Here is a 24,586-nt window from a genome sequence, read left to right on the forward strand (position 1 = left end):
GTCCCTGGGGCCGGTCGCCCGGCCCCAGGGGTTCAGCCCAGGACGCTCGTGTAGCCGTTGAGCGCGGGCTGCCCGCCGAGGTGGGCGTAGAGGACGTTCGAGTCCTTGCCGATTTCCCCGCGGCCGACCAGGTCGATCAGCGCGGCCATCGACTTGCCCTCGTACACCGGGTCGGTGATCATCCCCTCCAGCCGGGCGCACGTCTCGATCGCGTCCACTGTGGACTTGTCCGGAATGCCGTAGACCCCGGCGTGGTAGCGGTCGTCCAGCTCGACCTCCGGAATGTCGCCCGCGCCGATCAGTTCGGCGGTGTTGCGCGCGATGCGTGTGACCTGCTCGCGGGTTTCGTCCGGCTTGGCGGAGGCGTCGACGCCGAGGATGCGCCGGTTCTTGCCCAGCGCGGTTCCCGCGACCATGCCGCCCTGGGTGCTGCCGGTGACCGAGCAGACGATCACGGTGTCGAAGAAGACGCCGAGTTCTTCCTCCTGCTTCTCGAGCTCGACGATCCAGTTCGCGAACCCGAGGCCGCCGAGCCGGTGATCCGACGCGCCGGCCGGGATGGCGTACGGCTTCCCGCCGTTCGCTTCGATCTCGGCGACCGCGTCCTCCCAGGCCTGCTTGAACCCGATGCCGAAGCCGGCTTCGACGAGCCGGACGTCCGCGCCGAGGATCCGCGAGAGCTGGATGTTGCCGACCTTCTCGTAGAGCGGGTCGTGCCAGTCGACCCAGCTCTCCTGCACGAGCACGGCCTTGAGCCCGGCCCGTGTCGCGGCGGCCGCGACCTGCCGGGTGTGGTTGGACTGGACGCCGCCGATGGAGACGAGGGTGTCGGCGCCTTCTTTCAGGGCGTCGGCGACGAGGTATTCGAGCTTCCGGGTCTTGTTTCCGCCGTACGCCAGCCCCGAGTTGACGTCTTCGCGCTTGGCCCAGACCTTCGCGCCCCCGAGGTGCTTCGTAAGCCGGTCGAGGGGGTGCACCGGCGACGGGCCGAACAGCAGGGGGTAGCGGGGGAAGTCGGCGAGGGTCATCGGTCCTCCAGCAGATCGGTCCAGATGGTCGAGATCACGGAGACGGCGGTTGCGGTGTCGCGTGCTTCGAGGGCGTCGATGAGCAGGGTGTGGCGTTCGACGGAGTTCCAGGCGAGCGTCGAGCTGAAGCGGGCGTGCTCCAGCCGGCGCAGCAGCGGGGTGTAGCGGTCGAGCGTCGCGGCGACCGCGGCGTTGCCGGCCAGCCGGACGGGGACGTCGTGCAGCTCGTCGTCGGCCTTGACGGCGGCCTCGACGTCGCCCGCCTCGATGGCCTTCGCGAACCGGTCGTTGGCGGCGCGCATCGCGGCGATGTCCGCGGGCCGGCACCTCGCGGCCGCTTCCTTCACCGCGAACTCGTGCAGCACGCGCACGATCTGCCGGGCGTCGATGACGTCGCGCGACATGACCTCGGAGACCCGTGTGTAGCTCTGCGGCTTCGACTCGACGAGCCCGTCGTCGGCCAGCCGCCGGAGCGCTTCGCGGACCGGAGCCTTGGAGAGGCCGAGCTGGTCGGCGAGATCGCCGTCGCGCAGGGGCGTGCCCGGCGGCAGCGACCCGTCGACGATGGCGCGTCGGATGCGGTCGTATGCCTCGTCCCGCAACAACGGGCGACTGACCTTCGAGAGACTCACATCTAACATGTTAGATGTCGGTGGGCTCGGCCGGCAAGGAACCGGACGAGTGAAAGGTCAGTAGACGGGACCGGTGTACTTTTCGCCGGGGCCCTGCCCGGGTTCGTCGGGCACGGCCGAAGCCTCCCGGAACGCCTTCTGGAGTGACTGCAGACCGTCGCGCAACGGCCCGGCGTGCAGGCCCAGGTACTCCGCCGAGGCCGTCACGAGCCCGGCCAGCGCGGTGATGAGCCGGCGGGCTTCGTCGAGGTCGCGGTGCGGGGACGTCGCCGGGTCGGCGTCGGCGAGGCCGAGCTTTTCGGCGCCGGCCGACAGCAGCATCACCGCCGCCCGGCTGATCACCTCCACGCTGGGGATCTCGGCCAGGTGGCGGTCGTCCGGGGAATAGGGGGCCTGTTCGGAGGGTTGATCTGACACGTCTGGTACCCTTCCACGAGCGACCAGCCCCCGAGCGATCGGGGGCGGCAAGTGGAGCCCCGCTCCCACCCGCGTCACCGCACAGGTGGCCGGGTCCGGTCTCGCCCGGACGCCAGTCCAGGGTGAAGTGTCCTCCGGGACACGATCGGAAACAGAGTGGGCCCCGCGCACCGACAGGTGACGGGGCCTTCGCTATGTGGGCACCAGGTCGAAACGAGAACAGGAAACATTCCTCGGACCAAGGAGGCCCCATCAGCTCCGAGACACGCATCAACGACCGAATCCGGGTGCCGGAGGTCCGCCTCGTCGGGCCCGCCGGTGAGCAGGTCGGCATCGTCCGGATCGAGGATGCGCTGCGCCTGGCGCAGGAGAACGATCTCGACCTCGTCGAGGTCGCGCCGCAGGCCCGCCCGCCGGTGTGCAAGCTCATGGACTTCGGCAAGTTCAAGTACGAGAGCGCGCAGAAGGCCCGCGAGTCGCGGCGCAACCAGCAGCTGACCGTCATCAAGGAACAGAAGCTGCGCCCCAAGATCGACCAGCACGACTACGAGACCAAGAAGGGTCACGTGTCGCGCTTCCTGGCGGCGGGCAACAAGGTCAAGGTCACGATCATGTTCCGTGGTCGCGAGCAGTCCCGGCCGGAGCTCGGGTTCCGGCTGCTGCAGAAGCTCGCCGACGACGTGACCGAGCTGGGCTTCGTGGAGTCGTCGCCCAAGCAGGACGGTCGCAACATGATCATGGTGCTGGCCCCGCACAAGAACGTGAAGCCGAAGGCCAAGGCCGAGGCGGCCCCTGAGGCGTAAGCGCCGACCAGCACAGTTGCCAATCCGGCTGAAAGCAGGCGGATACGGTCCGCAGCCGATCCGCACGAAGCACGGTTTTCCGCCGTGACTGCTGTCGGATTGGCAACGAATCGCACAGTAGCGGCTCACCGGAATTTCCGGTGAGCCGCCGCACGAAAGAGGACTGAAATGCCGAAGATGAAGACCCACAGCGGGACGTCCAAGCGGATCCGCGTCACGGGCTCGGGCAAGCTGCGCCGCCAGAAGGCCGGCCGCCGCCACCTGATGGAGAAGAAGTCGAACCGCCTCACCCGCCGGCTCGAGGGCACCACCGAGCTGGCGAAGACCGAGGCCGGCCGCGTCAAGCGCCTGCTCGGCATCTGATCCCGCAGAACTTGCAGTAACCACCCGGGGCGTTCCCCCTCGCCCCCCGAGATCGACAGGATGGACCCGTGGCACGCGTCAAGCGGGCGGTCAACGCCCAGAAGAAGCGTCGCGCAACTCTCGAACTGGCCAGCGGCTACCGCGGCCAGCGTTCGCGGCTGTACCGCAAGGCCAAGGAGCAGACGCTTCACTCGCTCAACTACGCCTACCGGGACCGCCGTGCCCGCAAGGGTGACTTCCGCCAGCTGTGGATCACCCGCATCAACGCGGCGGCTCGCGCGAACGGCGTGACCTACAACCGGTTCATCCAGGGCATCAAGGCCGCGGGTGTCGAGGTCGACCGCAAGATCCTCGCGGACCTCGCCGTCAACGACGCCGCCGCCTTCACCGCGCTGGCCGAGCTCGCCAAGGCCAACGTGAACACCGAAGCGAAGTCGGCCTGACCGGCAGCTTTCCCCGGCCCGGGGTGGATCCGTTCACCGAACGGACCCCCCGGGTCGTTGCTGCGCGCAAGCTGACGCGGCGCGCGGAACGCGACAAGACCGGCCGGTTCCTGGCCGAAGGCGCCAACGCCGTCGAAGCGGCGCTCGAGCACGGCACCGTGCACGAGCTGTTCGTCACCGAACGCGCGGCAGCGCAGCACGCGGACCTGCTCGACGCCGCCCGCGAGGCCGGCGTCGGAGTGTCGCCGATCACCGACCGCGCCGCCGACGGGCTGTCGGAAACCGTGACGCCCCAAGGCATCGTGGCCGTCTGCGCCCTGCTCGACCGGCCGCTCGACGAGGCCGTGACGCCGGGCGCCCGGCTCCTCGTGGTGCTGGTCGACGTCGCCGACCCCGGCAACGCGGGCACGGTGATCCGCGTCGCCGACGCGGCGGGCGCCGACGCCGTGGTCCTGGCGGGCGACACCGTCGACCCGCACAACGGCAAGTGCGTCCGCGCCGCCGCCGGCAGCCTGTTCCACCTGCCGATCACCCGCGTCCGCGACGTCCCGGCCGCCCTGTCCGCCTGTTCGGCCGCCGGCCTGCGCACGTTCGCCGCGCACGGCTACGCCGCCGCCGAACTCGATCGGGTGGACCTCGCCGAGCCGACGGCGTGGGTCTTCGGCAACGAGGCCCACGGCCTGCCCGCCGCCGTGCTCGACCGGGCCGACCTCGCCGTCCGGATCCCGCTGTACGGCAAGGCGGAAAGCCTCAACCTCGCCACCGCGGCGGCCGTCTGCGTGTACACGAGCGCGATGGCGGCACGCCGCTGACCTGCGAGCAGGCTGCTGCCAGAGCCCCTTGGGGGAACGTTCAGAGTCCTCCGGGCCCACAAGGGCAGCCGACGACGCTCCTCGTGCTGCCCGTCGTCGTGGTGGAGGGCGCCGTGGTCAAGCCGGGCGTCGAGCGGTCGGTGGAGCTGTTCCGCCGGACCTGGGGCGAGAACGTCGCCGACGGCGTGGTCCCCGGCGAATTCGCGTCGGTCGACTTCGCCGACGCGTTCCGCAGGCGCTGACCGCGCGTCCGCGGGGCCCGGGGCGACCGGGGGCGCGCGGACCCGATCCCATAGACTTTTCCCACCTTTGACCTCTCGCGCGCCGCGTGTCCGGCGGTGCGCGTACGACCAGTCCCAGCGGACGCCGAGGAGTTATGTCCGGAGCCAAGGAGAAGGAAGCCCAGGGCGCGGTGCTCGCCCCCGAGACGCTGCAGGAAGCGGTCAAGGCCGCCGAAGCCGCGTTCGCCGCCGCGACCGGGCTCGAAGCGCTGGCCGAGGTCAAGCCGGCTCATCTCGGCGACCAGTCCCCGGTGGGCCTGGCCCGCCGCGAGATCGGTGCCCTGCCCAAGCAGGAGAAGGCCGAGGCCGGCAAGCGCGTCAACGAGGCCCGTCAGGCCGTCCAGGCGGCGTTCGACGCCCGCCGCGCCGAGCTCCAGGTGGAGCGCGACGAGCGGGTCCTGCGTGAGGAGGCCGTCGACGTCACGCTGCCGTGGGACCGCGTCCCGCGCGGCGCCCGGCACCCGATCAGCACCATCTCCGAGCGCGTCGCGGACGCGTTCGTCGCGATGGGCTACGAGGTCGCCGAGGGCCCGGAGCTCGAAGCCGAGTGGTTCAACTTCGACGCGCTGAACTTCGGCAAGGACCACCCCGCGCGTCAGCTGCAGGACACGTTCTACGTCGGCGAAGAGGACTCCGGCCTGGTGCTGCGCACGCACACCTCGCCGGTGCAGGCCCGCACGCTGCTGCACCGCGACCTGCCGGTGTACGTCGTCTGCCCGGGCCGGACGTACCGCACCGACGAGCTGGACTCGACGCACACCCCGGTGTTCACCCAGGTCGAGGGCCTCGCGGTCGACAAGGGCATCACCATGGCGCACCTCAAGGGCACCCTGGACGCCTTCGCCCGCGCGATGTTCGGCGAGAGCTCCAAGACCCGCCTGCGCCCGCACTTCTTCCCGTTCACCGAGCCGTCCGCCGAGGTGGACGTCTGGTTCGAGGAGAAGAAGGGCGGCCCCGGCTGGGTGGAGTGGGGCGGCTGCGGCATGGTCAACCCGAACGTGCTGCGCGCCTGCGGCGTCGACCCCGAGGTGTACTCGGGCTTCGCCTTCGGCATGGGCATCGAGCGCACCCTGCAGTTCCGCAACGGGATCCCGGACATGCGCGACATGGTGGAGGGCGACGTCCGCTTCACCCTTCCCTTCGGAACGGAGGCGTAGTGCGAGTCCCCGTCAGCTGGCTGACCGAGCACCTCGACATCGGCGAGGAGGTCACGCCGCAGGACCTGGCCGACGCGTTCGTGCGGATCGGCATCGAGGTCGACGACGTCAAGGAGCTCGGGCCGGTGACCGGCCCGCTGGTCGTCGGCCGGGTGGCCGAGATCGAAGAGCTGACCGAGTTCAAGAAGCCGATCCGGTTCTGCCGCGTCGACGTCGGTGAAGAGGCCGAAGAGCCGGCCGAGGCCGCCGACGACGAAGACGAGGACGACGAAGAGGGCGACTTCGAGGACGAGGGCCCGCACGGCATCCGCACCCGCGGCATCGTCTGCGGCGCGCGCAACTTCGCCGAGGGCGACCTGGTCGTCGTGGCGCTGCCGGGCGCGGTCCTGCCCGGCGACTTCACCATCGCGTCCCGCAAGACCTACGGCCGCGTCAGCGACGGCATGATCTGCTCGGCGCGCGAGCTCGGCCTCGGTGACGACCACGCCGGCATCCTCGTGCTGCCGTCGGGCACCGCGAGCCCCGGCGACGACGCCCGCGAGCTGCTCGGCCTCGACGACACCGTGCTCGAACTGGCCCCGACGCCGGATCGCGGGTACGCGCTGTCCGTCCGCGGCCTCGCGCGCGAGCTGTCGAACGCGCTGGACGTGCCCTTCGGCGACCCGGCGCTGCTGGAGGTCCCGGCGGCCGAGGGTGACGCCTGGCCGGTCCACGTCGAGGACCCGGAAGGCTGCCCGCGCTTCGTGCTGCGGCGGGTCACGGGCCTGGACGCGACCGCGCCGACGCCGTGGTGGATGCGCCGCCGGCTGATGCTGGCCGGCATCCGGTCCATCTCCCTGGCCGTCGACGTCACCAACTACGTGATGCTCGAGCTCGGGCACCCGCTGCACGCGTTCGCCACGAAGGCGATCCAGGGCGACCTGGTGGTCCGCCGGGCGAAGCCGGGCGAGAAGCTCACGACGCTGGACGACGTCGAGCGCACGCTCGACCCGGACGACGTGATCATCGCCGACGACAGCGGCGTCATCTCGCTGGCCGGCACGATGGGCGGCGCGAGCACCGAGATCACGCCGGAGAGCACCGACGTGCTGCTCGAGGCGGCGCACTGGAACCCGGCGGCGATCAGCCGGACAGCGCGGCGGCACAAGCTGTTCTCGGAAGCCGCGAAGCGGTTCGAGCGGTTCACCGACCCGCAGCTGTGCCCGGCGGCGGTCGAGCTGGCCGCCCGGCTGTTGCGCCAGTACGGCGACGCCGCGATCCAGCCCGGCCGCACCGACGAGGGTGTGGTCGAGCCGAACCCGGCCGTCGTGATGCCGATCAACCTGCCCGACAAGGTCGCGGGCGTGAACTACCAGCGCGGGGTCACGGTCCGCCGGCTGTCCCAGATCGGCTGCAAGGTCTCGGTCGGCACGGGCGACGACGGCACCGGCCTGGTGACGGCGATCCCCCCGAGCTGGCGCGGCGACCTGCGCCAGCCCGCCGACCTCGTCGAAGAGGTGCTGCGGCTGGAGGGCTACGACAGCATCCCGTCGACACTGCCGGCCGCCCCGGCGGGTCGCGGCCTGACCGACGCCCAGCGGCGGGTCCGGTCGGTGTCCCGGGCGCTGGCCGAGGCGGGCTACGTCGAGGTGCGCCCGTTCCCGTTCATCTCCGACTCGGTGTGGGACGCCTTCGGCCTGCCCGAGGACGACGTCCGCCGCAGCACGGTCGTGGTCCGCAACCCGCTGGAAGCCGACCGCAACCGGCTGGCCACCACGCTGCTGCCGGGCCTGCTGGACACGCTGCAGCGCAACGTGTCCCGCGGGATGAAGGACGTGGCGCTGTTCCACGTCGGCCAGGTGGTGCTGCCGGCGCCGAACCCGCTGAAGATCCCGGACCTCGGCGTCGACCGGCGGCCGACGGACGAGGAACTGGCGTTGCTCGAGGCGGCGGTGCCGCAGCAGCCGCTGCACGTCGCGGTGGTGCTGGCGGGCCAGCGCACCCGAGCGGGCTGGTGGGGTGCCGGCGAGCAGGCGAACTGGGCCGACGCGGTCGAGGCGGCCCGCACGATCGCCGAGGCGGCGGGCATCGAGCTGACGGTCCAGGCGACGGACCTCCCGCCGTGGCACCCGGGCCGCTGCGCCCGCCTCCAGGTCGGCGACTGGCCGGTCGGCCACGCGGGCGAGCTGCACCCCAAGGTGGTCGAGGCACTGGGCCTGCCGCCGCGGACGGTGGCGATGGAGCTGGACCTGGACGCGATCCCGCTCCCGGACTCCCGCCCGGCGCCGAGCGTGTCGGGCTACCCGCCGGTGCTCCTCGACGTGGCCCTCGTCGCGGCGGCGGAGGTGCCGTCGGCGGACCTCGCCGCGGTACTGCGCGAGGGCGCGGGCGAGCTGCTCGAGGACATCACCCTGTTCGACGTGTACGCGGGCGAGCAGGTCGGCGAGGGCAAGAGGTCGCTGGCGTACAAGCTGAGGTTCCGCGCGGCGGACCGCACGCTGACGGTCGACGAGGCGACGAAGGCCCGAGACGCGGCGGTGGCGGCAGCGGGCGAGCGCTTCGAGGCAACGCTGCGCGCATAGGCAGTCCCGCCGGCTTCGGCCGGCGCGCGAGGCGGTTCGGGAGGGGTCGGGAAACCGGCCCCTCCCGGCGTTTCAGCCGGACCGCGCGCCCTGCTCAGCTCCCGATGTGCTTCAACGCCTCCCTCCGCGACAACCCCGACAACCCGGGGTGGTCCTCCACAAAGGACCGGACCCAGCCGGGCGCGGTCTTCGCGTACTCGCGCAGAGCCCAGCCGATCCCCTTGCGCAGGAAGAACTCCGGCTCCGCGATCGCCGGCTCGATCGTCCGCGTCAGCAGGTCGGTGTCCGTGGCCTCCTTCGCCCCGATCTGGCAGATGATCGCCGTACGCCGGCGCCAGAGGTTCGCGTCCGCCGCCCAGCCCAGCATCACCGGGGTCACCCGGTCCCGGTCGGCCCGCAGGATCGGGCCGATCCGGCGGATCGCGAGCTCGTCCACGTAGTCCCACCACGCGCCGTCGACGATCAGCTCCTCGTACAGCGGCACCAGCTCCCGGTCCTGCCAGTGCCGGTACGCCCGGTGCCCCGACAGCGCGATGGCCGCGTAGCGCTCTTCGCGGAATTCGGCCGTCCGCCACAACTCCAGCACCGTGGCCGAATACGTCACCCGATCGGGCAATATGTGGTCGGCCAGAACCCGCTCGAGGAGCACCGTCCGCTCGGGTGAGGCCACCCCGCGGAACGGCATCGCCGACTTCATGTACGCCTGCATCGCCGGCGCCTTCACCGGGTCGGCCAGCCCGGCCAGCCCGGTGCGGATCGCCTTGACCAGCTGTTCGTCCGCGCTCATGCGTCCTCCCGTCGCGCTCCGGCGGTCCGCAGCGTACTGCCGGGCACCGACAGTTCCGGGGCTCGGCGGCCGGCTCAGGTACCGACGAAAGACGGATGGCGGAAGTCGCGCCGGTCGGCGAGATTGGCCAAGGTTGCCGGTAGTTTCGCAGGAATCCGGCGAACTCTGTCCAATGCGGATGAAAAGGACGACTGTGAAGAGAATCGTTGCCGCTGTCGCCGCCGCGGGTCTCGCGGCCGGGCTGATGGCCGCCGCGCCCGCCGCCTCGGCGGATCCCGGGGTGCAGTTCACGCCCGCGCCGATCGCCTGGGGGCCCTGCGCGTCGGCGAGCCTGAAGGCCAACGGCGCCGAGTGCGGCTTCCTCGAAGTGCCGATGGACTACACGAAGCCGGGCGGGACCAAGGTCTCCGTCGCGGTGTCGCGGATCAAGCACAAGACCGCGCAGTCCCAGGGCATCATGCTCGTGAACCCGGGTGGCCCCGGCGGATCCGGCCTCGGGCTTTCGGTGCTCGGCAAGTACGTGCCGAACCACGCGGGTGACAACTACGACTGGATCGGCTTCGACCCGCGGGGCGTCGGGTCCAGCAAGCCGGCGATCAGCTGCGACGGGAACTACTTCAGCTACAACCGGCCGGCGTACGTGCCGACCACGCCGGGGCTCGAGCAGACGTGGCTGACCCGCTCGAAGGGCTACGCCGACGCGTGCAAGAAGAACGGCGAGATCCTCGACCACCTGAAGACGACCGACGTCGCGCAGGACATGGACAGCCTGCGCAAGGCGCTGGGCGAGAAGCAGATCAACTACTACGGCTTCTCCTACGGCACCTACCTCGGCCAGGTGTACAGCACGCTGTACCCGAAGAACGTCCGCCGGATGGTGCTCGACGGCAACGTCGACCCGCGCAAGGTCTGGTACCAGGCCAACCTGGACCAGGACGTGCAGTTCGACAAGAACATCAAGATCTACTTCGACTGGCTGGCGTCCTACGACGGCGTCTACCACCTGGGCAAGACCGGCGCCGCCGTCGAGAAGCTGTGGTACGACACGCAGCGCAAGCTCGCCAAGAACCCGGCGGGCGGGGTGATCGGCGGCGACGAGTGGACCGACATCTTCCTGCAGGCCGGCTACTACGTCTTCGGCTGGGTCGACATGGCCAAGGCCTTCGACGGCTACGTCCACAAGGGTGACTGGCAAACGCTGAAGGGGCTCTACGACGACTCGAACCCGCCCGGCGCCGACAACGGCTTCGCCGTGTACCTGGGCGTGCAGTGCACCGACGTCCAGTGGCCGACCAACTGGAACAAGTGGCGCGCCGACAACTGGCTGACCTACTTCAAGGCGCCGTTCGAAACCTGGGGCAACGCCTGGTTCAACGCGCCCTGCGTGTACTGGCCGGCGAAGGCGGGCAAGCCGGTCGACATCGACGGCCGCAAGGTCGCCGGTGCGCTGCTGATCAGCGAGGAGCTCGACGCCGCCACGCCGTACCCCGGCAGCCTCGAGGTCCGGAAGCGGTACCCGAACTCGAGCCTGATCAGCGCGCCGGGCGGCACGACGCACGCCGGTTCGCTGTCCGGGGTGTCCTGTGTGGACGACCGGATCGCCGACTACCTGGCCACGGGCGCGCTGCCCAAGCGCCAGCCCGGCAACCACTCGGACGTCCAGTGCGACCCGGTGGCGCCGCCGGTGCCCGACGGTGCCGCGGCGCAGAAGTCGGACAGCTCCGCGAAGGCCGTGCAGGAGAAGCAGCTGGCCCAGCTGCTGCACTTCTGATCGGAAGGCCCGCCAGGTGCCCCGGTCCGGCTCGCCCGGACCGGGGCACCGTCTTGTCCGCCGGTGTCTCATCGTTGCCTCCTGATGACGGGGTGTGGTCACCGGAGACGTTAGGGGAGGGGTCCGACAATTTCGCAGCGTTGTCGCCCGTGAGCAGCGCGTGGCCGGAAATTGTCGGGGGTGCGCGCTAGCTTCGCGGCATGTCGATCATCGAAGAGCGCCGGACCGAGGTCCGGGCACACGACGTCACCTACCAGATCGCGGTCGCCACCAGGACGGACGAGGACCGCGCCGAACCGACTCCGCGGGTGATGATCACCCTGGAAGCCGGCGGCCCCGGCGGTGAACCGGTCGCCGAGGGCAGCCTCGACCTGGACGTGGCGGTGGCGGCCAAGGTGGCCGACCTCGTCGCGGACGGGTTGCTGTCCGCGGCGGGCGAGAGCCGGGGGTCGCGGCGAAGATCCGCGGGCCGGCCCGCGCAGCAGGGCCGGCCGTGGAACGGGGAAATGGACGCGGAACTGGAGACCCGGTGGATCGCGGGCGAGAGCGTCGCGGAGATCGCGGCGTACTTCGAACGCACCCCGGGCGGCATCCGGGCGCGGCTGCCCCGCGTGGGCTGCGACCCCGAAAACCCGGGCTGCTACCTCCCCGTGCCGCCGAGCAGGCGGACGGACCTGGACGGGGGTGAGCCGAGCTGACGACCCGGTGGGTCGGTCCGTGGCGGACCGGCCCACCGGCCTCGTCCGCCGGCCGTGCCCTGGGAGGAGAAGGTTCCGAAATGTCGCAGCAGTTCAGCTCGTCGCCGCCCGCGAAAGGGGTGCCCCGGCGAACTCACGGGTCATGCCTCGACGCCGGCCGCCGCGGCGGCCCGGTTCGCAAGCACCTTCAAGCGCGCCACCAATTCCGGCGGCTCCTCGACGGTGAACGCGCACCCCACCCCCAGCAACCGGAACGCGAGCCAGTCCAGGGTGTCCGCGCCGCTGCGCCACCGGCATCCCCCGTCGTCGAGGTCGGTCAGCTCGCCCGCCGCCGCGCCCAGTCGGGCTGCCACCTGCGACGACGGCTCGGCCAGCACGGCCACCGCCCGGTACGTCGGCATGAGGTCGTACAGCCGGTCGATCACGTACGCCGCCAGATCGGTGGCGGGTGGCCGGCGCGGCACCACCCGGCCGCCGGTCGCCTGGGCGTCGCGGATCCGGTCGGCGCGGTAGATGCGCCAGTCCGCGCGGTCGAGGTCGTAGGCCACCAGGTACCAGCGGCGGCCGGTGGCGACCAGCCGGAGCGGTTCGGCCCGCCGCCGCGTCTCCGCGCCGTCGTTCGCGCGGTAGCGGAAGCGGACCGTCTCGTGGTTGGTGATCGCGCCGGCGAACACCGTCAGCTGCGCCGGGTCGACGGCCGGGCCCGCGGCCGGGACGGCGACCGTCGCCGTGCCGATCGTGCCCACCCGGCGGCGGAGCCGGGCCGGCAGGACCTGCTCCAGCTTGGCCAGCGCCCGCACGGACGCCTCCTCGATCCCGTCGACGGTCTGCCCCGCGGCGGTCCGCAGCCCCACCGCGATCGCGACGGCCTCGTCGTCGTCGAGCACCAGCGGCGGCATCGCGGTGCCGGCCACCAGCCGGTAACCGCCCGCGACACCGCGGCTGGCCTCCACCGGGTAGCCGAGGTCGCGCAGCCGGTCGACGTCGCGGCGGATCGTGCGCGGGCTGACGCCGAGCCGCTCGGCGAGTTCGCTGCCCGGCCACTCGCGCGGGGTCTGGAGCAGCGAAAGCAGGCCGAGCAGCCGGGCCGGGGTGTCCGTCATGGGCCCAGCATCCCAAGGTGGCGGGCACCACTCCGGGTTTGTTTAGACTTGCAAGGGCGTGCATAATCATGCGTATGACGGTGAACATCGCGGTGGCCGGAGCCAGCGGGTACGCGGGCGGCGAACTGCTGCGCCTGCTCCTGACCCATCCCGAGGTCGAGATCGGCGCGCTCACGGCCGCCAGCAGCGCGGGCACGAAGCTCGGCGTCCACCAGCCCCACCTCGTCCCGCTCGCCGACCGGGTCCTCGGCGAGACCACGCCGGAGACCCTCGCCGGCCACGACGTCGTGTTCCTCGCGCTGCCCCACGGGCACTCGGCGGAGATCGCGGCGCAGCTGGGCCCGGACGTCCTGGTCGTCGACCTCGGCGCCGACCACCGGCTGGCCGACCCGGCCGACTGGCGGCGCTGGTACGGCGGCGACCACGCCGGGCAGTGGCCCTACGGCCTGCCCGAGTTGCCCGGCGCCCGCGAAAAGCTCGCCGGCACCAAACGTGTCGCCGTGCCCGGCTGCTTCCCGACCGGCGGCTCGCTGGCCCTCGCGCCCGCGTTCGCGGCCGGCCTGATCGAGCCGGACGTCACGGTCGTGGCGGTCACCGGCACCTCCGGCGCCGGCAAGAGCCTCAAGCCGAACCTGCTCGGTTCCGAGGTGATGGGCTCGGCCAGCGCGTACGGCGTCGGCGGCGCCCACCGCCACACCCCCGAGTTCGCGCAGAACCTCTCGGCCGTCGCGGGGGAGCGGGTCACCGTGTCCTTCACGCCCGTCCTCGCGCCGATGCCCCGCGGCATCCTCACCACCGCCAGCGCCCCGTTGAAGACCGACGTCGACGAGGCCGCCGCCCGCGCGGCGTACGAGAAGGCCTACGACGCCGAGCCGTTCGTCCAGCTGCTGCCGGCTGGCGCCTGGCCGACGACCTCGGCGACGCTCGGCTCGAACAACGTCCAGCTGCAGGTCACGGTCGACGCCGACGCGAAGCGCCTGGTCGTCGTCGCCGCGATCGACAACCTCACCAAGGGCACCGCCGGCGGTGCCGTCCAGTCGATGAACCTGGCCCTCGGCCTCCCCGAGACCACCGGCCTTTCCACCGTAGGAGTGGCACCGTGACCGTCACCGGCCCCCAGGGCTTCCGCGCCGCCGGCGTCGCCGCCGGGATCAAGGCCTCCGGCGCGCTCGACCTCACGCTGGTCGTCAACGACGGCCCGCTCGACGTCGCGGCCGGCGTGTTCACCCGCAACGTCATCAAGGCCGCGCCGGTGCTGTGGTCGCAGGAAGTGCTCAAGCAGCAAAGGCTCAAGGCCGTCGTCCTCAACTCCGGCGGCGCGAACGCGGCCACCGGCCCCGGTGGCTTCCAGGACACCCACGCCACGGCCGAGAAGGTCGCGGACGTCCTGCGGGCCGGCGCGATCGAGGTCGCCGTGTGCTCCACCGGCCTGATCGGCGAACGGCTGCCGATGGACGCGGTCCTGTCCGGAGTGGACACCGCTTTCAAGGCCCTCGACGCGAGCGCCGAAGCGAGCCTCAACGCCGCCAAGGGCGTGATGACCACCGACACCAAGCCGAAGCAGTCCTTCGAAAAGCACGAAACCGGCTGGAGCGTGGGCGGTTTCGCCAAGGGGGCGGGCATGCTCGCGCCGAACCTGGCCACCATGCTCTCGGTGCTGACCACCGACGCCGTGGCGGACAAGGAAACCCTCGACCGCGCCCTGCGCGCGGCCACCCACGTCACCTTCGACCGGCTCGACGTCGACGGCGGCACCTCCACCAACGACACCGTCCTGGTCCTGGCCTCCGGCGCGAGCGGCGTCGAGCCGACCGAGGCGGAGCTCACCGAGCTGCTCACGAAGGTCAGCCTCGACCTCGTGCTCCAGCTGCGCGCGGACTCCGAAGGCGCGACCAAGGACGTCAACATCACCGTCCAGGGCGCGGAGTCCGAGTCCGACGCGATCGCGGTCGCCCGCACGATCGCGGAGGACAACCTGGTCAAGACGGCGTTGTTCGGCTCCGACCCGAACTGGGGCCGGATCGCGATGGCGCTGGGCCGGGTGCCGGCCCGCATCGACCCCGAGACCGTGTCCATCGCGATCAACGGCGTCACCCTGTTCGCCCAGGGGATGCCCGCCGCCGACCGGTCGGCGGCGGACCTCACCGCGCGGGACATCGAGATCGTCGTCGACCTCGGCGTCGGCGGCGAAGCGGCCACCATCTACACCACCGACCTTTCGCACGGTTACGTCGAAGAGAACAGCGCGTACTCCTCATGACCAAGGAGGCACTGATTTCCGCGGACGAACGACTCGCGACGGCGGCCGAGAAGGCCGGGGTGCTCATCGAGGCGCTCCCGTGGCTGCAGCGCTTCCACGGCGCCACGGTGGTGGTCAAGTACGGCGGCAACGCGATGATCGACGACGAGCTGAAGGCGGCCTTCGCCGAGGACATGGTGTTCCTCCGGCTGGCCGGCCTGCGCCCGGTCGTCGTGCACGGCGGTGGCCCGCAGATCACCGCGATGCTCAAGCGCCTCGGCGTCGAAGGCGAGTTCAAGGGTGGCCTGCGGGTCACCACGCCGGAGACGATGGACATCGTGCGGATGGTGCTCACCGGCCAGGTCAGCCGGGAGCTGGTCGGCCTGATCAACGCGCACGGCCCGTACGCGGTTGGGATCTCGGGCGAGGACGCCCGGCTGTTCACCGCCGAACGCAAACAGGCCACTGTGGACGGAGAGCAGGTCGACATCGGGCTCGTCGGGGAGGTCGCCGAGGTCAACCCGGACGCGGTGCTCGACATCGTCAACGCCGGGCGCATCCCGGTGGTGTCCACCGTCGCCCCGGACGTCGACGGCGTGGTGCACAACGTCAACGCCGACACCGCCGCGGGCGCGCTGGCGGCCGCGCTGGGCGCCGAAAAGCTCGTCGTGCTCACCGACGTCGAAGGCCTGTACGCGAACTGGCCCGACCGGTCGTCGCTGATCGACCGCATCCGCGTCGACCACCTCGAGCCGATGCTGCCCACCCTGGCCAGCGGCATGATCCCGAAAATGGAGGCGTGCGTGCGCGCCATCCGCGGCGGCGTGCGCCGGGCGCACGTGATCGACGGCCGCCTCGCCCACTCGGTGCTCCTGGAAGTCTTCACCTCCAGGGGCATCGGCACCATGGTCTTCCCCGAAACGGAGCTCCCGTGACCGACCTCAAGTCCAATGTGGACGGCCAGACGCACTGGCAGTCCGCCCTCATGGACAACTACGGCACGCCCGCGCTGACCCTCGTGCGCGGCGAAGGCGCGAAGGTGTGGGACGCCGACGGCACGGAGTACGTCGACCTGGTCGGCGGCATCGCCGTCAACGCGCTCGGCCACGCCCACCCGGCGATCGTCGAAGCCGTCACCACGCAGGTCAAGCAGCTCGGCCACACCTCGAACCTGTACGTGAACCCGGTGGCGGTCGAGCTCGCCGAGGCGCTGCTCGACGTCGCCGGTCTCACCGGCGGCGGCAAGGTGCTGTTCGTCAACTCCGGCGCCGAGGCCAACGAGGCCGCGCTGAAGATCAGCCGGCTGACCGGGCGCACCAAGGTGATCGCCGCCGAGGGCGCGTTCCACGGCCGGACCATGGGGTCGCTGACGCTGACCGGTCAGCCCGGCAAGCGCGACCCCTTCAAGCCGCTGGTACCCGGGGTGGAGCACGTGCCGTTCGGGGACGTCGCGGCGCTGAAGGCGGCCGTCGACACCGAGACCGCGGCCGTCTTCCTGGAGCCGGTGCTCGGCGAGGGCGGCGTGATCCCCGCGCCGGACGGTTACCTGCAGGCCGCGCGCGAGATCACCAAGGCCACCGGCACGCTGCTGGTGCTCGACGAGGTGCAGACCGGGCTCGGCAGGCTGGGCACGTGGTTCGGCTACCAGCAGGCCGGCATCGTGCCGGACGTGATCACGCTGGCCAAGGGACTCGGCGGCGGCCTGCCGCTGGGCGCCGTGATCGGCGTCGGCGCGGCGGGCGACCTGCTCAAGCCGGGCCAGCACGGGACGACGTTCGGCGGCAACCCGGTGTGCTGCGCGGCCGGCCTGGCCGTGCTGAAGACCATCGCCGCGGACGGCCTCCTCGACCACGTCTCGACGCTGGGCAAGGACATCGCGGCGGGCGTCGAGGCGCTCGGCCACCCGCTCGTCGCCGGGGTGCGCGGCGCCGGGCTGCTGCTCGGCATCGCCCTGCGCAAGCCGGTCTCGGCCGCGGTGGCCAAGGCCGTCCAGGACGCCGGCTACCTCGTCAACCCGGTCGCGCCCGACACCATCCGGCTCGCGCCGCCGCTCGTGCTCGACGCCGAGCAGGCCGGCGGCTTCCTGGCCGCACTCCCGAACGCGCTCGACACCACCACGAAGGACTCCGACTGATGCTCCGCCACTTCCTCCGCGACGACGACGTCAGTCCCGCCGAGCAGAAGGCCATCCTCGACCTCGCCGACGCGCTGAAGGCCGACCCGCTCGGCACCAAGACCCTCGCCGGCAAGTCCATCACGGCGATCTTCGAGAAGAACTCGACGCGCACGCGGTTCTCGTTCGAGGTCGGGATCAGCCAGCTCGGCGGGCACCCGGTGATCGTCGACGGCCGCTCGATGCAGCTCGGCCGCGAAGAGACCATCGAAGACACCTCGCGGGTGCTGTCGCGGTACGTCGACGGGATCGTGTGGCGCACCTTCGCGCAGAAGCGCATCGAGGCGATGGCTTCGGCCGCCTCGATCCCGGTCGTCAACGCGCTCACCGACGAGTTCCACCCGTGCCAGGTGCTCACCGACCTGATGACCATCCGCGAGCGCAAGGGCGAGCTCGCCGGCCTCACCCTCGTCTACCTCGGCGACGGCGCCAACAACATGGCGCACTCGCTGCTGCTCGGCGGCGTCACCGCCGGCATGCACGTCCGGGTCGTCTCGCCGGTCGGTTTCCAGCCGGACCAGGGCGTGATGCTGGACGCGAAGAAGCGCGCGAACGAGACGGGCGGCACCGCGACCGTCTTCACCGATCCGTACGCGGCGGTCGACGGCGCGGACGTGCTCGTCACCGACACGTGGACGTCGATGGGGCAGGAGAACGACGGGCTCGACCGGGTCGGCCCGTTCCGCGCGCTGCAGGTCAACACCGAGCTGCTGAAGAAGGCCGCGGACGACGCGATCGTCCTGCACTGCCTGCCCGCGCACCGCGGCTGGGAGATCACCGACGAGGTGATCGACGGCCCGGCGAGCGCGGTGTGGGACGAGGCGGAAAACCGGCTCCACGCCCAGAAGGCCCTGCTGGTCTGGCTCTTCGAAGAGAGCCGGCGATGACCAGCAGCCGGGTGGGGCGCCAGGCGCGGATCACCGAACTCGTGTCGACCATGACGATCCGCAGCCAGACCGAGCTGGCCAAGCTGCTGGCCGCCGAAGGCATCGAGGTCACGCAGGCGACGCTCTCGCGCGACCTCGACGAGCTCGGCGCGGTCAAGCTGCGCGGTCCGGACTCGGGTGCGCCGGTCTACGTCATCCCCGAGGACGGCAGTCCCGTCCGCGGGGTGCAGGGTGGCACGTCCCGGCTCTCCCGGCTGCTCGCGGAGCTGATGGTCTCGGCCGACTCGTCGGGCAACCTGATGGTGCTGCGGACGCCGCCGGGCGCGGCGCAGTTCCTGGCCAGCGCGATCGACCGGGCGGCGCTGGAAGAGGTCGTCGGCTCGATCGCGGGGGACGACACCGTCGCCGTGATCGCGCGGGAACCCCTGACCGGCAAAGAACTCGCGGAGCGCTTCGCCGCGCTCGCCCAACGATCGGCGGACGAAGGAACACCATGATCGGCGACATCTTCCCGGCCGAGGGCGAGTTCCTCGCGCCGGACGAGGTCGTGATCACCTTCGACCACGGGATCCCGGTGGCGATCGACGGCGAGACCGTCTCCGTCGCCGAAGCCCGCCGGATGCTCGACGCGCGTGGCGAAGCGCAGCGGATCGGGCGCGGCGAAGCGTGCGCCGCACTCGAACGGCGGACCGGCCGCGGATGTGCCAGTGTCCGCCTGGTCCTGTACGACGGCCGGATCACGGTCGCCTGAACACACGAACACCGAGGAGAAGCGAGAACAGTGAGCGGGAACGAGCAGCCGGTGCAGCTCTGGGGCGGCCGGTTCGCCAGCGGTCCGGCGGAGGCCATGGCCGCGCTGAGCGCGTCGACGCACTTCGACTGGCGCCTGGCGCCCTACGACATCGCCGGGTCCCGCGCGCACGCCCGCGTGCTGAGCAAGGCGGGCCTGCTCACCGAGGACGAGCTCACCGGCATGCTCGCCGCGCTGGACACCCTCGCGCAGGACGTCGCGTCGGGGGCGTTCACCCCGACGATCGCCGACGAGGACGTGCACACCGCGCTCGAACGCGGCCTGCTCGAGCGGGCCGGCACCGAGCTCGGCGGCAAGCTGCGCGCCGGCCGGTCGCGCAACGACCAGGTGGCCACCCTGTTCCGGATGTGGCTGCGGGACGCCGCCCGCCGGGTCGTCGCCGGCACGCTCGACGTCGTCGACGCGCTGGTGTCCCAGGCCAAGCGCCACCCGGACGCGATCCTGCCCGGCCGCACCCACCTGCAGCACGCCCAGCCGGTGCTGCTGGCGCACCACCTGATGGCCCACGGCCAGGCGCTGCTGCGCGACGTCTCGCGGCTGCAGGACTGGGACGCGCGCACGGCCGAGTCGCCGTACGGCTCGGGCGCGCTCGCCGGCTCGTCGCTGGGCCTCGACCCCGAGGCCGTCGCCGAGGAGCTGGGCTTCGCGACCAGCGTCGAGAACTCCATCGACGGCACCGCTTCCCGCGACTTCGTCGCCGAGTTCGCCTTCGCCGTCGCGATGCTCGCGGTGAACCTGTCCCGGATCGCCGAAGAGGTGATCATCTGGAACACCGCCGAGTTCGGGTACGTCACGCTGGACGACGCCTGGGCGACCGGCAGCTCGATCATGCCGCAGAAGAAGAACCCGGACGTCGCCGAGCTGACGCGGGGCAAGGCCGGCCGGCTGATCGGCAACCTCACCGGCCTGCTGGCCACGCTCAAGGCGCAGCCGCTGGCCTACAACCGCGACCTCCAGGAGGACAAGGAGCCGGTGTTCGACTCGGTCGAGCAGCTGGAGCTCCTGTTCCCGGCGATCGCCGGCATGCTCGCCACGCTGACGTTCCACACCGACCGGCTCGCCGAGCTGGCCCCGGCCGGGTTCACCCTCGCCACCGACATCGCGGAATGGCTGGTGCGCCAGGGCGTCCCGTTCCGCGTCGCGCACGAGGCGGCGGGTGAAAGCGTCCGCGTCGCCGAGGCCCGCGGCGCCGGCCTCGACGAGCTGACCGACGAGGAGTTCGAGAAGATCAACCCGGCGCTCACCCCCGAGGTGCGGGCCGTGCTGACCGTCGAGGGCTCGGTGAAGTCGCGCAACGCCCGCGGTGGCACGGCGCCCGAGCGCGTCGCCGAACAGCGCGCGCGGCTCGAAGAGCGGGTCACCGCGGCCCGTCAGTGGCTCAACTGAGCGATTTGCGGAGCTTGGCCCGGACGGCCCGCGTGGCCACCGGGCCGAGCCCGTCGAGGACGTCGACGAGCACGGCCAGCTGCTCCAGCGCGGTGATGGCCTGCTCGGCGCCGTCGGGGTCGACGGTCTCGAACAGCGACAGCCCGAGGAACCCCGAAGACACGGCGTGGGCCAGCCCGGCGGGGTCCGCCAGCTCGGCCAGCGGCGACCCGTCGAGCACGCGTTCCAGCGCCGCCCGGACTTCGGTGATCCACTTCCCCAAGCCCTCACGGGTCGCCTGGGAGAGCCGCTCGCTGCCCTGCGCCCCGGCCAGCGTCTGGGCCAGCACGGCGAGGTTGCCCTCCGCGCGTTCGGCGACCCGGATTTCGCGGCCCAGCTGGAGCAGGTCGCCGACCGAGGCCACGGTGGCGAAGCGCTCCCGGTAGAGCGAGACGCGGGCTTCGGTCGCGAGGACGCACGCCTGCGCGACGAGCTCTTCGACGCTGCCGAAGTGGTAGAAGATCAGCGCCTGGTTCGCGCCGGCCGCCGTCGCGACCGACCGGGCGGAGACCGCGGTGATGCCCTGGTGCCGGATGATCTCGAGCACGCCGTCCACGAGCTTCTGCTTCGTGTCCCGCGAGCTGGAGTTCCGGCCGGTGCCCATCAGTCCATGACCCTCTCACGGAGCGGCTTAACCGCCCCGCTCACCCCGCCACCGACGTCGACGAACCGCGCGGCGAAGGAACCTTCGTAGCCGAACACCGGCCCGAAGCGCGGGTTGACCACCGCGACCTCGATCCGGAACCGCCCGCTCGGCTCGTCGAACCACTCGTCGACCTGCGCGGAGCCGGTGAGGACGCGCGGGAGGCCGGCGCGAAGCGGCCCTTCCCGCAGCCGGAACTCGCCGGTGCGGATCCGGAACCCGCCGTCCGGCCGGGCCGACATCGCGAGGTCGACCGCCAGGTGCTGGTGCGTTCCCAGGTAGTCGACGAGCCCGCGCCCGGGGCTGAACACCATCTGCGCGTCGAAGCGCCGGCGCCGTCCCGGGAATTCGAAGGTGCGCACGAACGACACGGTCTCGCGGCCGTGCCGGTCCACATACGGGTAGTTCTCGATGGTGAACGGCACAGTCCGGCCGTGGTCGGGGAAGAGGATGTGCCGCGTCGACCCCAGCCAGAGGAACGGCAGTGTGAAGGCGGGGCCGCGCCAGATCCGGTCCATCACGCCGTGACCGATCATGCCGCGGCCGGCCGAGAGGGCGAGGCGTTCCCGCACGCGCGGGTGCAGGACCGCGAAGTCGGCGCCGAGCGCGCGTTCGAAGACGCCGGTCACCGCGCCGCCACCTCGTCACGGGGGCGGGTCCGGCCGCAGCGAGCGGCCGAGGGCGCGGTCAGGAGCTGCTCCTCCGGGGGCGTCCCGGTCTCGAGCCAGAGCCGCAGCCGGTCGAACGACCAGGCCGTCATCCAGCCGAACAGCGGGCGGAACGCGCGGTCGGCCAGCTGCCCGAAACGGCCCCAGCGGGTGCCGTAGTCGAAGCCGGTGACGAACCGGACGCCGTCGCCGACCGGTGTGTAGCGCCAGAACCCCGCACCCGCGCTGATCAGCGACAGCGGATCGGCGGAGGCGAACCGCAGCACCGACGTGCGCGAGCCGTCCGGCCAGGCGCGCGACGCGGCGCTCACCCCGACACCGGTGACCGTGACGCCGAGGAAGCGCGAGGCGTAGCGGAAGTGTCCGTCGTGCCCGGCGAGCGGGCTGATGTCGGCGAAGCGCAGGTCCCAGCGCCGGTGCAGGGCGGGGTCCTGCGTGTGCCGCCACAGCGTGTCCAGGTCCGTGCGGATCACTGTCTCGACGTAGAGCGCTTTCGGTCGCATCTCTCGGCTCCCCTCAGAGTTTGAGCGAACGCTCAAACCGAGAGTAGAGAAGTTTGAGCGATCGCTCAAGAGTTAGGGTGGTCCGGCCAGGCAGCCGAAGAGAGGACCCCGTTTGAGCGGCGACGCAGGCCGGTTGTTCACCCGTGACGAGCTGGCCCTCGACCCGGTCGACCTGGCCCAGCTGCTGCTCGGCTCGGTCCTGGAGGCCACCGGCCCCGACGGCACGGTCGGCGTCCGGCTCGTCGAGGTCGAGGCCTACCGGGGCGAAGACGACCCGGCGTCGCACTGCTACCGCGGCCAGACCCCGCGCAACGCCGTCATGTGGGGGCCCGCGGGGCACCTGTACGTGTACTTCGTCTACGGGATGCACTTCTGCGCGAACATCGTCGGCTCCCACGACGGCGTGGCCGGCGCGGTGCTGCTGCGCGCGGGCGAGGTCGTCACCGGACTCGACGTCGTCCGCAAGCGGCGCCCGTCCGCGCGGGGAACCGGCGAGCTGGCGAAGGGCCCGGCCATCCTGACGTCGGTGCTGCGCATCGACCGCGCGCAGAACGGCGTCGACCTGACCGACCCCGCGTCCCCGGTCCGGCTGCACGTCGGCGAGCGCGTCCCCGCCGAGCGGATCCGCACCGGACCCCGGGTCGGCGTCGCGATGGCCATGGACACGCCGTGGCGGTTCTGGGACGGCGCGTCGGCCGCCGTGTCCACCTACCGCCGCGGCGGGAAGCGCCGGGTCCGACCCGCCAGTTAGTCGGTTGACCTGGTGCGGGAGGATCTACAGGCGTGAGCGAACACATCCTCGACGAGCTGACCTGGCGCGGCCTCATCGCGCAGTCCACCGACATCGACGCCCTCCGGCGCGAGCTCGACCAGGGTCCCGTGACGCTCTATTGCGGCTTCGACCCGACCGCGCCCAGCCTGCACGCCGGCAACCTGGTCCCGCTGCTCATGCTCAAGCGCTTCCAGCGCGCCGGGCACCGGCCGATCGTGCTGGCCGGTGGCGCGACCGGGATGATCGGCGACCCGCGCGACACCGGTGAGCGCACGCTGAACACGCTCGACGTCGTCGCCGAATGGGCCGGGCGCATCCGTGGCCAGCTCGAACGGTTCGTCGACTTCGACGACTCGCCCACCGGCGCGATCGTCGAAAACAACCTGAACTGGACCGGGCAGCAGACCGCCCTGGAGTTCCTGCGCGACGTCGGGAAGCACTTCTCGATCAACGTCATGCTCAACCGGGAGACGGTGAAACGGCGGCTCGAGGGCGACGGCATGTCGTACACCGAGTTCAGCTACCTGCTGCTGCAGTCGCAGGACTACCTGCAGCTGCACCGCAAGTACGGCTGCAAGCTGCAGGTCGGTGGGTCCGACCAGTGGGGCAACCTCGTCGGCGGGGTCGACCTGATCCGCCGGACCGACGGCGCGGGCGCGCACGCGCTGACCGCGCCGCTGGTCACCGACGCCGAAGGCCGCAAGTTCGGCAAGTCCACCGGCGGCGGGAACCTCTGGCTCGACCCGGAGATGACCTCGCCGTACGCCTGGTACCAGTACTTCGTCAACGTGGGTGACGCCGACGTGATCCGCTACCTGCGGATGTTCACGTTCCTCGGCCAGGAGGAGATCGCCGCGCTGGAGGAGGACACCAAGGAACGTCCCCACCTGCGGGCCGCGCAGAAGCGGCTGGCCGAGGAGTTCACGATCCTCGTCCACGGCGAGGAGCAGACCCGGCAGGTGATCAACGCCAGCCAGGCGCTGTTCGGCCGCGGCGAGCTCGCCGAGCTGGACGAACGCACCCTCGACGCCGCGATGGCCGAGGTGCCGAACGGCAAGGTCGACCCGTCCGGGGACGCGACGATCGTCGACCTGCTGCTCGCCGGGGGACTGGTGGACAGCAAGGGCGCGGCGCGCCGCACGCTCAAGGAGGGCGGCGCTTACGTCAACAACGTGAAGATCGCGGACGAGGAGTGGAAGCCGGCGCCGGGCGACGCCCTGCACGGCAAGTGGCTCGTGGTCCGCAAGGGCAAGCGGAACGTCGCCGGCGTCGCGCTCGGCGGCTGATCGGTTCCGGTGGCCCGGAACAGGGTGCTGACCTGCAGGAACGCGGTTAAGGGACCCCCCTGTTCCGGGCCCTCTGGAGGGGTGTAAAGTTCTCCAAGTCGCCAGGGAGACCGGGCGGCCGCCGGGACACGAACCAAGCTCTCGCCCGAGGCGATTGAGTGGGTGTCCCACACAAACTGCTAGGAATGACTCGCTTCGAGCGAGCCGCTTCAACGCGGCGGACTCGGGGTGTGTTGCTTGAGAACTCAACAGTGTGCTAGTGAACTAAGCCAGTAGAGCTTATGTATGAAACCCCTCGTCGGGGTTTCCTTTGAGAGCAAGTA

27 protein-coding genes are annotated in these 24,586 nt (G+C 71.5%); 19 read left to right on the forward strand and 8 right to left on the reverse strand.

The genetic code is table 11. The annotated features are described in order from the left end of the window. Positions 1-32: 32 nt before the first annotated feature. The 3 genes from ACWEVP_RS47400 to ACWEVP_RS47410 are packed head-to-tail and all read right to left on the reverse strand — an operon-like array spanning position 33 to position 2,077. Entirely contained in the window at positions 33-1,028 is a 996-nt protein-coding gene (locus ACWEVP_RS47400) for a 1-aminocyclopropane-1-carboxylate deaminase (RefSeq protein WP_452069188.1), read from the reverse strand. After that, positions 1,025-1,660: a GntR family transcriptional regulator gene (locus tag ACWEVP_RS47405; RefSeq protein ID WP_452069189.1), complete on the reverse strand. Its 636-nt coding sequence runs from the start codon at positions 1,658-1,660 to the stop codon at positions 1,025-1,027. The genes ACWEVP_RS47400 and ACWEVP_RS47405 overlap by 4 nt, the downstream gene beginning before the upstream one ends. A 57-nt stretch (positions 1,661-1,717) precedes the next feature. Then, positions 1,718-2,077, reverse strand: a complete 360-nt coding sequence (locus ACWEVP_RS47410) for a DUF1844 domain-containing protein (protein ID WP_452069190.1) — start codon at positions 2,075-2,077, stop codon at positions 1,718-1,720. Between the two features lie 194 nt (positions 2,078-2,271). Between ACWEVP_RS47410 and infC the strand changes: the two genes are divergently transcribed. The 7 genes from infC to pheT all read left to right on the forward strand — a co-directional run bounded on the left by infC (position 2,272) and on the right by pheT (position 8,497). Beyond that, on the forward strand, positions 2,272-2,880 hold the full coding sequence (gene infC / locus ACWEVP_RS47415) for a translation initiation factor IF-3 (RefSeq protein WP_086672340.1): 609 nt from the start codon (positions 2,272-2,274) through the stop codon (positions 2,878-2,880). Between the two features lie 168 nt (positions 2,881-3,048). Next, positions 3,049-3,243: a 50S ribosomal protein L35 gene (gene rpmI / locus ACWEVP_RS47420; protein ID WP_125312384.1), complete on the forward strand. Its 195-nt coding sequence runs from the start codon at positions 3,049-3,051 to the stop codon at positions 3,241-3,243. Between the two features lie 68 nt (positions 3,244-3,311). After that, positions 3,312-3,686, forward strand: a complete 375-nt coding sequence (gene rplT, locus ACWEVP_RS47425; protein WP_086672344.1) for a 50S ribosomal protein L20 — start codon at positions 3,312-3,314, stop codon at positions 3,684-3,686. 23 nt (positions 3,687-3,709) lie between these two features. Further along, positions 3,710-4,498 (forward strand): TrmH family RNA methyltransferase, encoded by a 789-nt coding sequence (locus tag ACWEVP_RS47430; RefSeq protein ID WP_452069191.1) that lies wholly within the window; start codon positions 3,710-3,712, stop codon positions 4,496-4,498. 83 nt (positions 4,499-4,581) lie between these two features. Further along, a complete protein-coding gene (locus ACWEVP_RS47435) occupies positions 4,582-4,740 on the forward strand; it encodes a hypothetical protein (RefSeq protein ID WP_452069192.1) in 159 nt (52 codons plus the stop codon). Positions 4,741-4,874: 134 nt separating this feature from the next. After that, positions 4,875-5,936: a phenylalanine--tRNA ligase subunit alpha gene (pheS, locus tag ACWEVP_RS47440; RefSeq protein ID WP_452069193.1), complete on the forward strand. Its 1,062-nt coding sequence runs from the start codon at positions 4,875-4,877 to the stop codon at positions 5,934-5,936. Then, complete coding sequence (gene pheT, locus ACWEVP_RS47445; protein WP_452069194.1) at positions 5,936-8,497, forward strand: phenylalanine--tRNA ligase subunit beta; 2,562 nt, start codon at positions 5,936-5,938, stop codon at positions 8,495-8,497. Before pheS ends, pheT begins: the two co-directional genes overlap by 1 nt. Before the next feature lie 94 nt (positions 8,498-8,591). Here pheT and ACWEVP_RS47450 read toward each other — a convergent pair whose 3' ends face one another. Further along, entirely contained in the window at positions 8,592-9,284 is a 693-nt protein-coding gene (locus ACWEVP_RS47450) for a DNA alkylation repair protein (RefSeq protein WP_452069195.1), read from the reverse strand. Positions 9,285-9,477: 193 nt separating this feature from the next. Between ACWEVP_RS47450 and ACWEVP_RS47455 the strand changes: the two genes are divergently transcribed. Continuing rightward, positions 9,478-11,055 carry an alpha/beta hydrolase gene (locus tag ACWEVP_RS47455; protein WP_452069196.1) on the forward strand — a complete coding sequence of 526 codons (1,578 nt, stop codon included), beginning with the start codon at positions 9,478-9,480 and terminating at the stop codon, positions 11,053-11,055. A gap of 200 nt (positions 11,056-11,255) precedes the next feature. Next, the gene (locus tag ACWEVP_RS47460; RefSeq protein WP_452069197.1) at positions 11,256-11,753 is read left to right on the forward strand and encodes a helix-turn-helix domain containing protein; all 498 of its coding nucleotides are present in this window, start codon (positions 11,256-11,258) and stop codon (positions 11,751-11,753) included. A 140-nt stretch (positions 11,754-11,893) separates the two neighbouring features. Here ACWEVP_RS47460 and ACWEVP_RS47465 read toward each other — a convergent pair whose 3' ends face one another. Next, complete coding sequence (locus ACWEVP_RS47465) at positions 11,894-12,856, reverse strand: helix-turn-helix transcriptional regulator (RefSeq protein WP_452069198.1); 963 nt, start codon at positions 12,854-12,856, stop codon at positions 11,894-11,896. 74 nt (positions 12,857-12,930) lie between these two features. Between ACWEVP_RS47465 and argC the strand changes: the two genes are divergently transcribed. The 8 genes from argC to argH are packed head-to-tail and all read left to right on the forward strand — an operon-like array spanning position 12,931 to position 20,352. Next, on the forward strand, positions 12,931-13,959 hold the full coding sequence (gene argC / locus ACWEVP_RS47470) for an N-acetyl-gamma-glutamyl-phosphate reductase (RefSeq protein WP_452069199.1): 1,029 nt from the start codon (positions 12,931-12,933) through the stop codon (positions 13,957-13,959). Next, positions 13,956-15,116: a bifunctional glutamate N-acetyltransferase/amino-acid acetyltransferase ArgJ gene (gene argJ / locus ACWEVP_RS47475; RefSeq protein ID WP_452069200.1), complete on the forward strand. Its 1,161-nt coding sequence runs from the start codon at positions 13,956-13,958 to the stop codon at positions 15,114-15,116. Before argC ends, argJ begins: the two co-directional genes overlap by 4 nt. Continuing rightward, positions 15,113-16,030 carry an acetylglutamate kinase gene (gene argB / locus ACWEVP_RS47480; RefSeq protein WP_086681022.1) on the forward strand — a complete coding sequence of 306 codons (918 nt, stop codon included), beginning with the start codon at positions 15,113-15,115 and terminating at the stop codon, positions 16,028-16,030. Before argJ ends, argB begins: the two co-directional genes overlap by 4 nt. Then, on the forward strand, positions 16,027-17,229 hold the full coding sequence (locus ACWEVP_RS47485) for an acetylornithine transaminase (RefSeq protein WP_452069201.1): 1,203 nt from the start codon (positions 16,027-16,029) through the stop codon (positions 17,227-17,229). Before argB ends, ACWEVP_RS47485 begins: the two co-directional genes overlap by 4 nt. Then, on the forward strand, positions 17,229-18,155 hold the full coding sequence (gene argF, locus ACWEVP_RS47490) for an ornithine carbamoyltransferase (RefSeq protein WP_452069202.1): 927 nt from the start codon (positions 17,229-17,231) through the stop codon (positions 18,153-18,155). Before ACWEVP_RS47485 ends, argF begins: the two co-directional genes overlap by 1 nt. Then, on the forward strand, positions 18,152-18,652 hold the full coding sequence (locus ACWEVP_RS47495) for an arginine repressor (RefSeq protein ID WP_086681028.1): 501 nt from the start codon (positions 18,152-18,154) through the stop codon (positions 18,650-18,652). Before argF ends, ACWEVP_RS47495 begins: the two co-directional genes overlap by 4 nt. Continuing rightward, entirely contained in the window at positions 18,649-18,906 is a 258-nt protein-coding gene (locus ACWEVP_RS47500; RefSeq protein ID WP_452069203.1) for an argininosuccinate synthase, read from the forward strand. The genes ACWEVP_RS47495 and ACWEVP_RS47500 overlap by 4 nt, the downstream gene beginning before the upstream one ends. Before the next feature lie 30 nt (positions 18,907-18,936). Then, the gene (argH, locus tag ACWEVP_RS47505; protein WP_452069204.1) at positions 18,937-20,352 is read left to right on the forward strand and encodes an argininosuccinate lyase; all 1,416 of its coding nucleotides are present in this window, start codon (positions 18,937-18,939) and stop codon (positions 20,350-20,352) included. Here argH and ACWEVP_RS47510 read toward each other — a convergent pair. The 3 genes from ACWEVP_RS47510 to ACWEVP_RS47520 are packed head-to-tail and all read right to left on the reverse strand — an operon-like array spanning position 20,345 to position 22,205. Further along, the gene (locus ACWEVP_RS47510; RefSeq protein WP_452069205.1) at positions 20,345-20,995 is read right to left on the reverse strand and encodes a TetR/AcrR family transcriptional regulator; all 651 of its coding nucleotides are present in this window, start codon (positions 20,993-20,995) and stop codon (positions 20,345-20,347) included. The genes argH and ACWEVP_RS47510 overlap by 8 nt on opposite strands. Continuing rightward, a complete protein-coding gene (locus ACWEVP_RS47515; protein ID WP_452069206.1) occupies positions 20,995-21,663 on the reverse strand; it encodes a DUF4166 domain-containing protein in 669 nt (222 codons plus the stop codon). The genes ACWEVP_RS47510 and ACWEVP_RS47515 overlap by 1 nt, the downstream gene beginning before the upstream one ends. Continuing rightward, positions 21,660-22,205, reverse strand: a complete 546-nt coding sequence (locus tag ACWEVP_RS47520) for a hypothetical protein (RefSeq protein ID WP_452069207.1) — start codon at positions 22,203-22,205, stop codon at positions 21,660-21,662. Before ACWEVP_RS47520 ends, ACWEVP_RS47515 begins: the two co-directional genes overlap by 4 nt. Positions 22,206-22,317: 112 nt before the next feature. On the opposite strand from ACWEVP_RS47520, the gene ACWEVP_RS47525 reads away from it, so the two are divergent. Together ACWEVP_RS47525 and tyrS are read left to right on the forward strand one after the other, a co-directional pair. After that, a complete protein-coding gene (locus ACWEVP_RS47525; protein WP_452069208.1) occupies positions 22,318-22,956 on the forward strand; it encodes a DNA-3-methyladenine glycosylase in 639 nt (212 codons plus the stop codon). 32 nt (positions 22,957-22,988) lie between these two features. After that, a complete protein-coding gene (tyrS, locus tag ACWEVP_RS47530; protein ID WP_452069209.1) occupies positions 22,989-24,263 on the forward strand; it encodes a tyrosine--tRNA ligase in 1,275 nt (424 codons plus the stop codon). The last annotated feature ends 323 nt before the right edge of the window (positions 24,264-24,586 follow it).

This window comes from Amycolatopsis sp. NPDC003865 (assembly GCF_053605345.1).

What these genes read in the sequence shown, in the direction of transcription:
- ACWEVP_RS47495 (WP_086681028.1), top strand. Translation starts at nt 18,152, where the DNA reads ATGACCAGCAGCCGGGTGGGGCGCCAGGCGCGGATCACCGAACTCGTG.
- ACWEVP_RS47510 (WP_452069205.1), bottom strand. Translation starts at nt 20,995, where the DNA reads ATGGGCACCGGCCGGAACTCCAGCTCGCGGGACACGAAGCAGAAGCTC.
- ACWEVP_RS47460 (WP_452069197.1), top strand. Translation starts at nt 11,256, where the DNA reads ATGTCGATCATCGAAGAGCGCCGGACCGAGGTCCGGGCACACGACGTC.
- rpmI (WP_125312384.1), top strand. Translation starts at nt 3,049, where the DNA reads ATGCCGAAGATGAAGACCCACAGCGGGACGTCCAAGCGGATCCGCGTC.
- ACWEVP_RS47400 (WP_452069188.1), bottom strand. Translation starts at nt 1,028, where the DNA reads ATGACCCTCGCCGACTTCCCCCGCTACCCCCTGCTGTTCGGCCCGTCG.
- ACWEVP_RS47520 (WP_452069207.1), bottom strand. Translation starts at nt 22,205, where the DNA reads ATGCGACCGAAAGCGCTCTACGTCGAGACAGTGATCCGCACGGACCTG.
- ACWEVP_RS47500 (WP_452069203.1), top strand. Translation starts at nt 18,649, where the DNA reads ATGATCGGCGACATCTTCCCGGCCGAGGGCGAGTTCCTCGCGCCGGAC.
- argB (WP_086681022.1), top strand. Translation starts at nt 15,113, where the DNA reads ATGACCAAGGAGGCACTGATTTCCGCGGACGAACGACTCGCGACGGCG.
- argC (WP_452069199.1), top strand. Translation starts at nt 12,931, where the DNA reads ATGACGGTGAACATCGCGGTGGCCGGAGCCAGCGGGTACGCGGGCGGC.
- pheS (WP_452069193.1), top strand. Translation starts at nt 4,875, where the DNA reads ATGTCCGGAGCCAAGGAGAAGGAAGCCCAGGGCGCGGTGCTCGCCCCC.
- argF (WP_452069202.1), top strand. Translation starts at nt 17,229, where the DNA reads ATGCTCCGCCACTTCCTCCGCGACGACGACGTCAGTCCCGCCGAGCAG.
- infC (WP_086672340.1), top strand. Translation starts at nt 2,272, where the DNA reads ATGTGGGCACCAGGTCGAAACGAGAACAGGAAACATTCCTCGGACCAA.
- ACWEVP_RS47450 (WP_452069195.1), bottom strand. Translation starts at nt 9,284, where the DNA reads ATGAGCGCGGACGAACAGCTGGTCAAGGCGATCCGCACCGGGCTGGCC.
- ACWEVP_RS47465 (WP_452069198.1), bottom strand. Translation starts at nt 12,856, where the DNA reads ATGACGGACACCCCGGCCCGGCTGCTCGGCCTGCTTTCGCTGCTCCAG.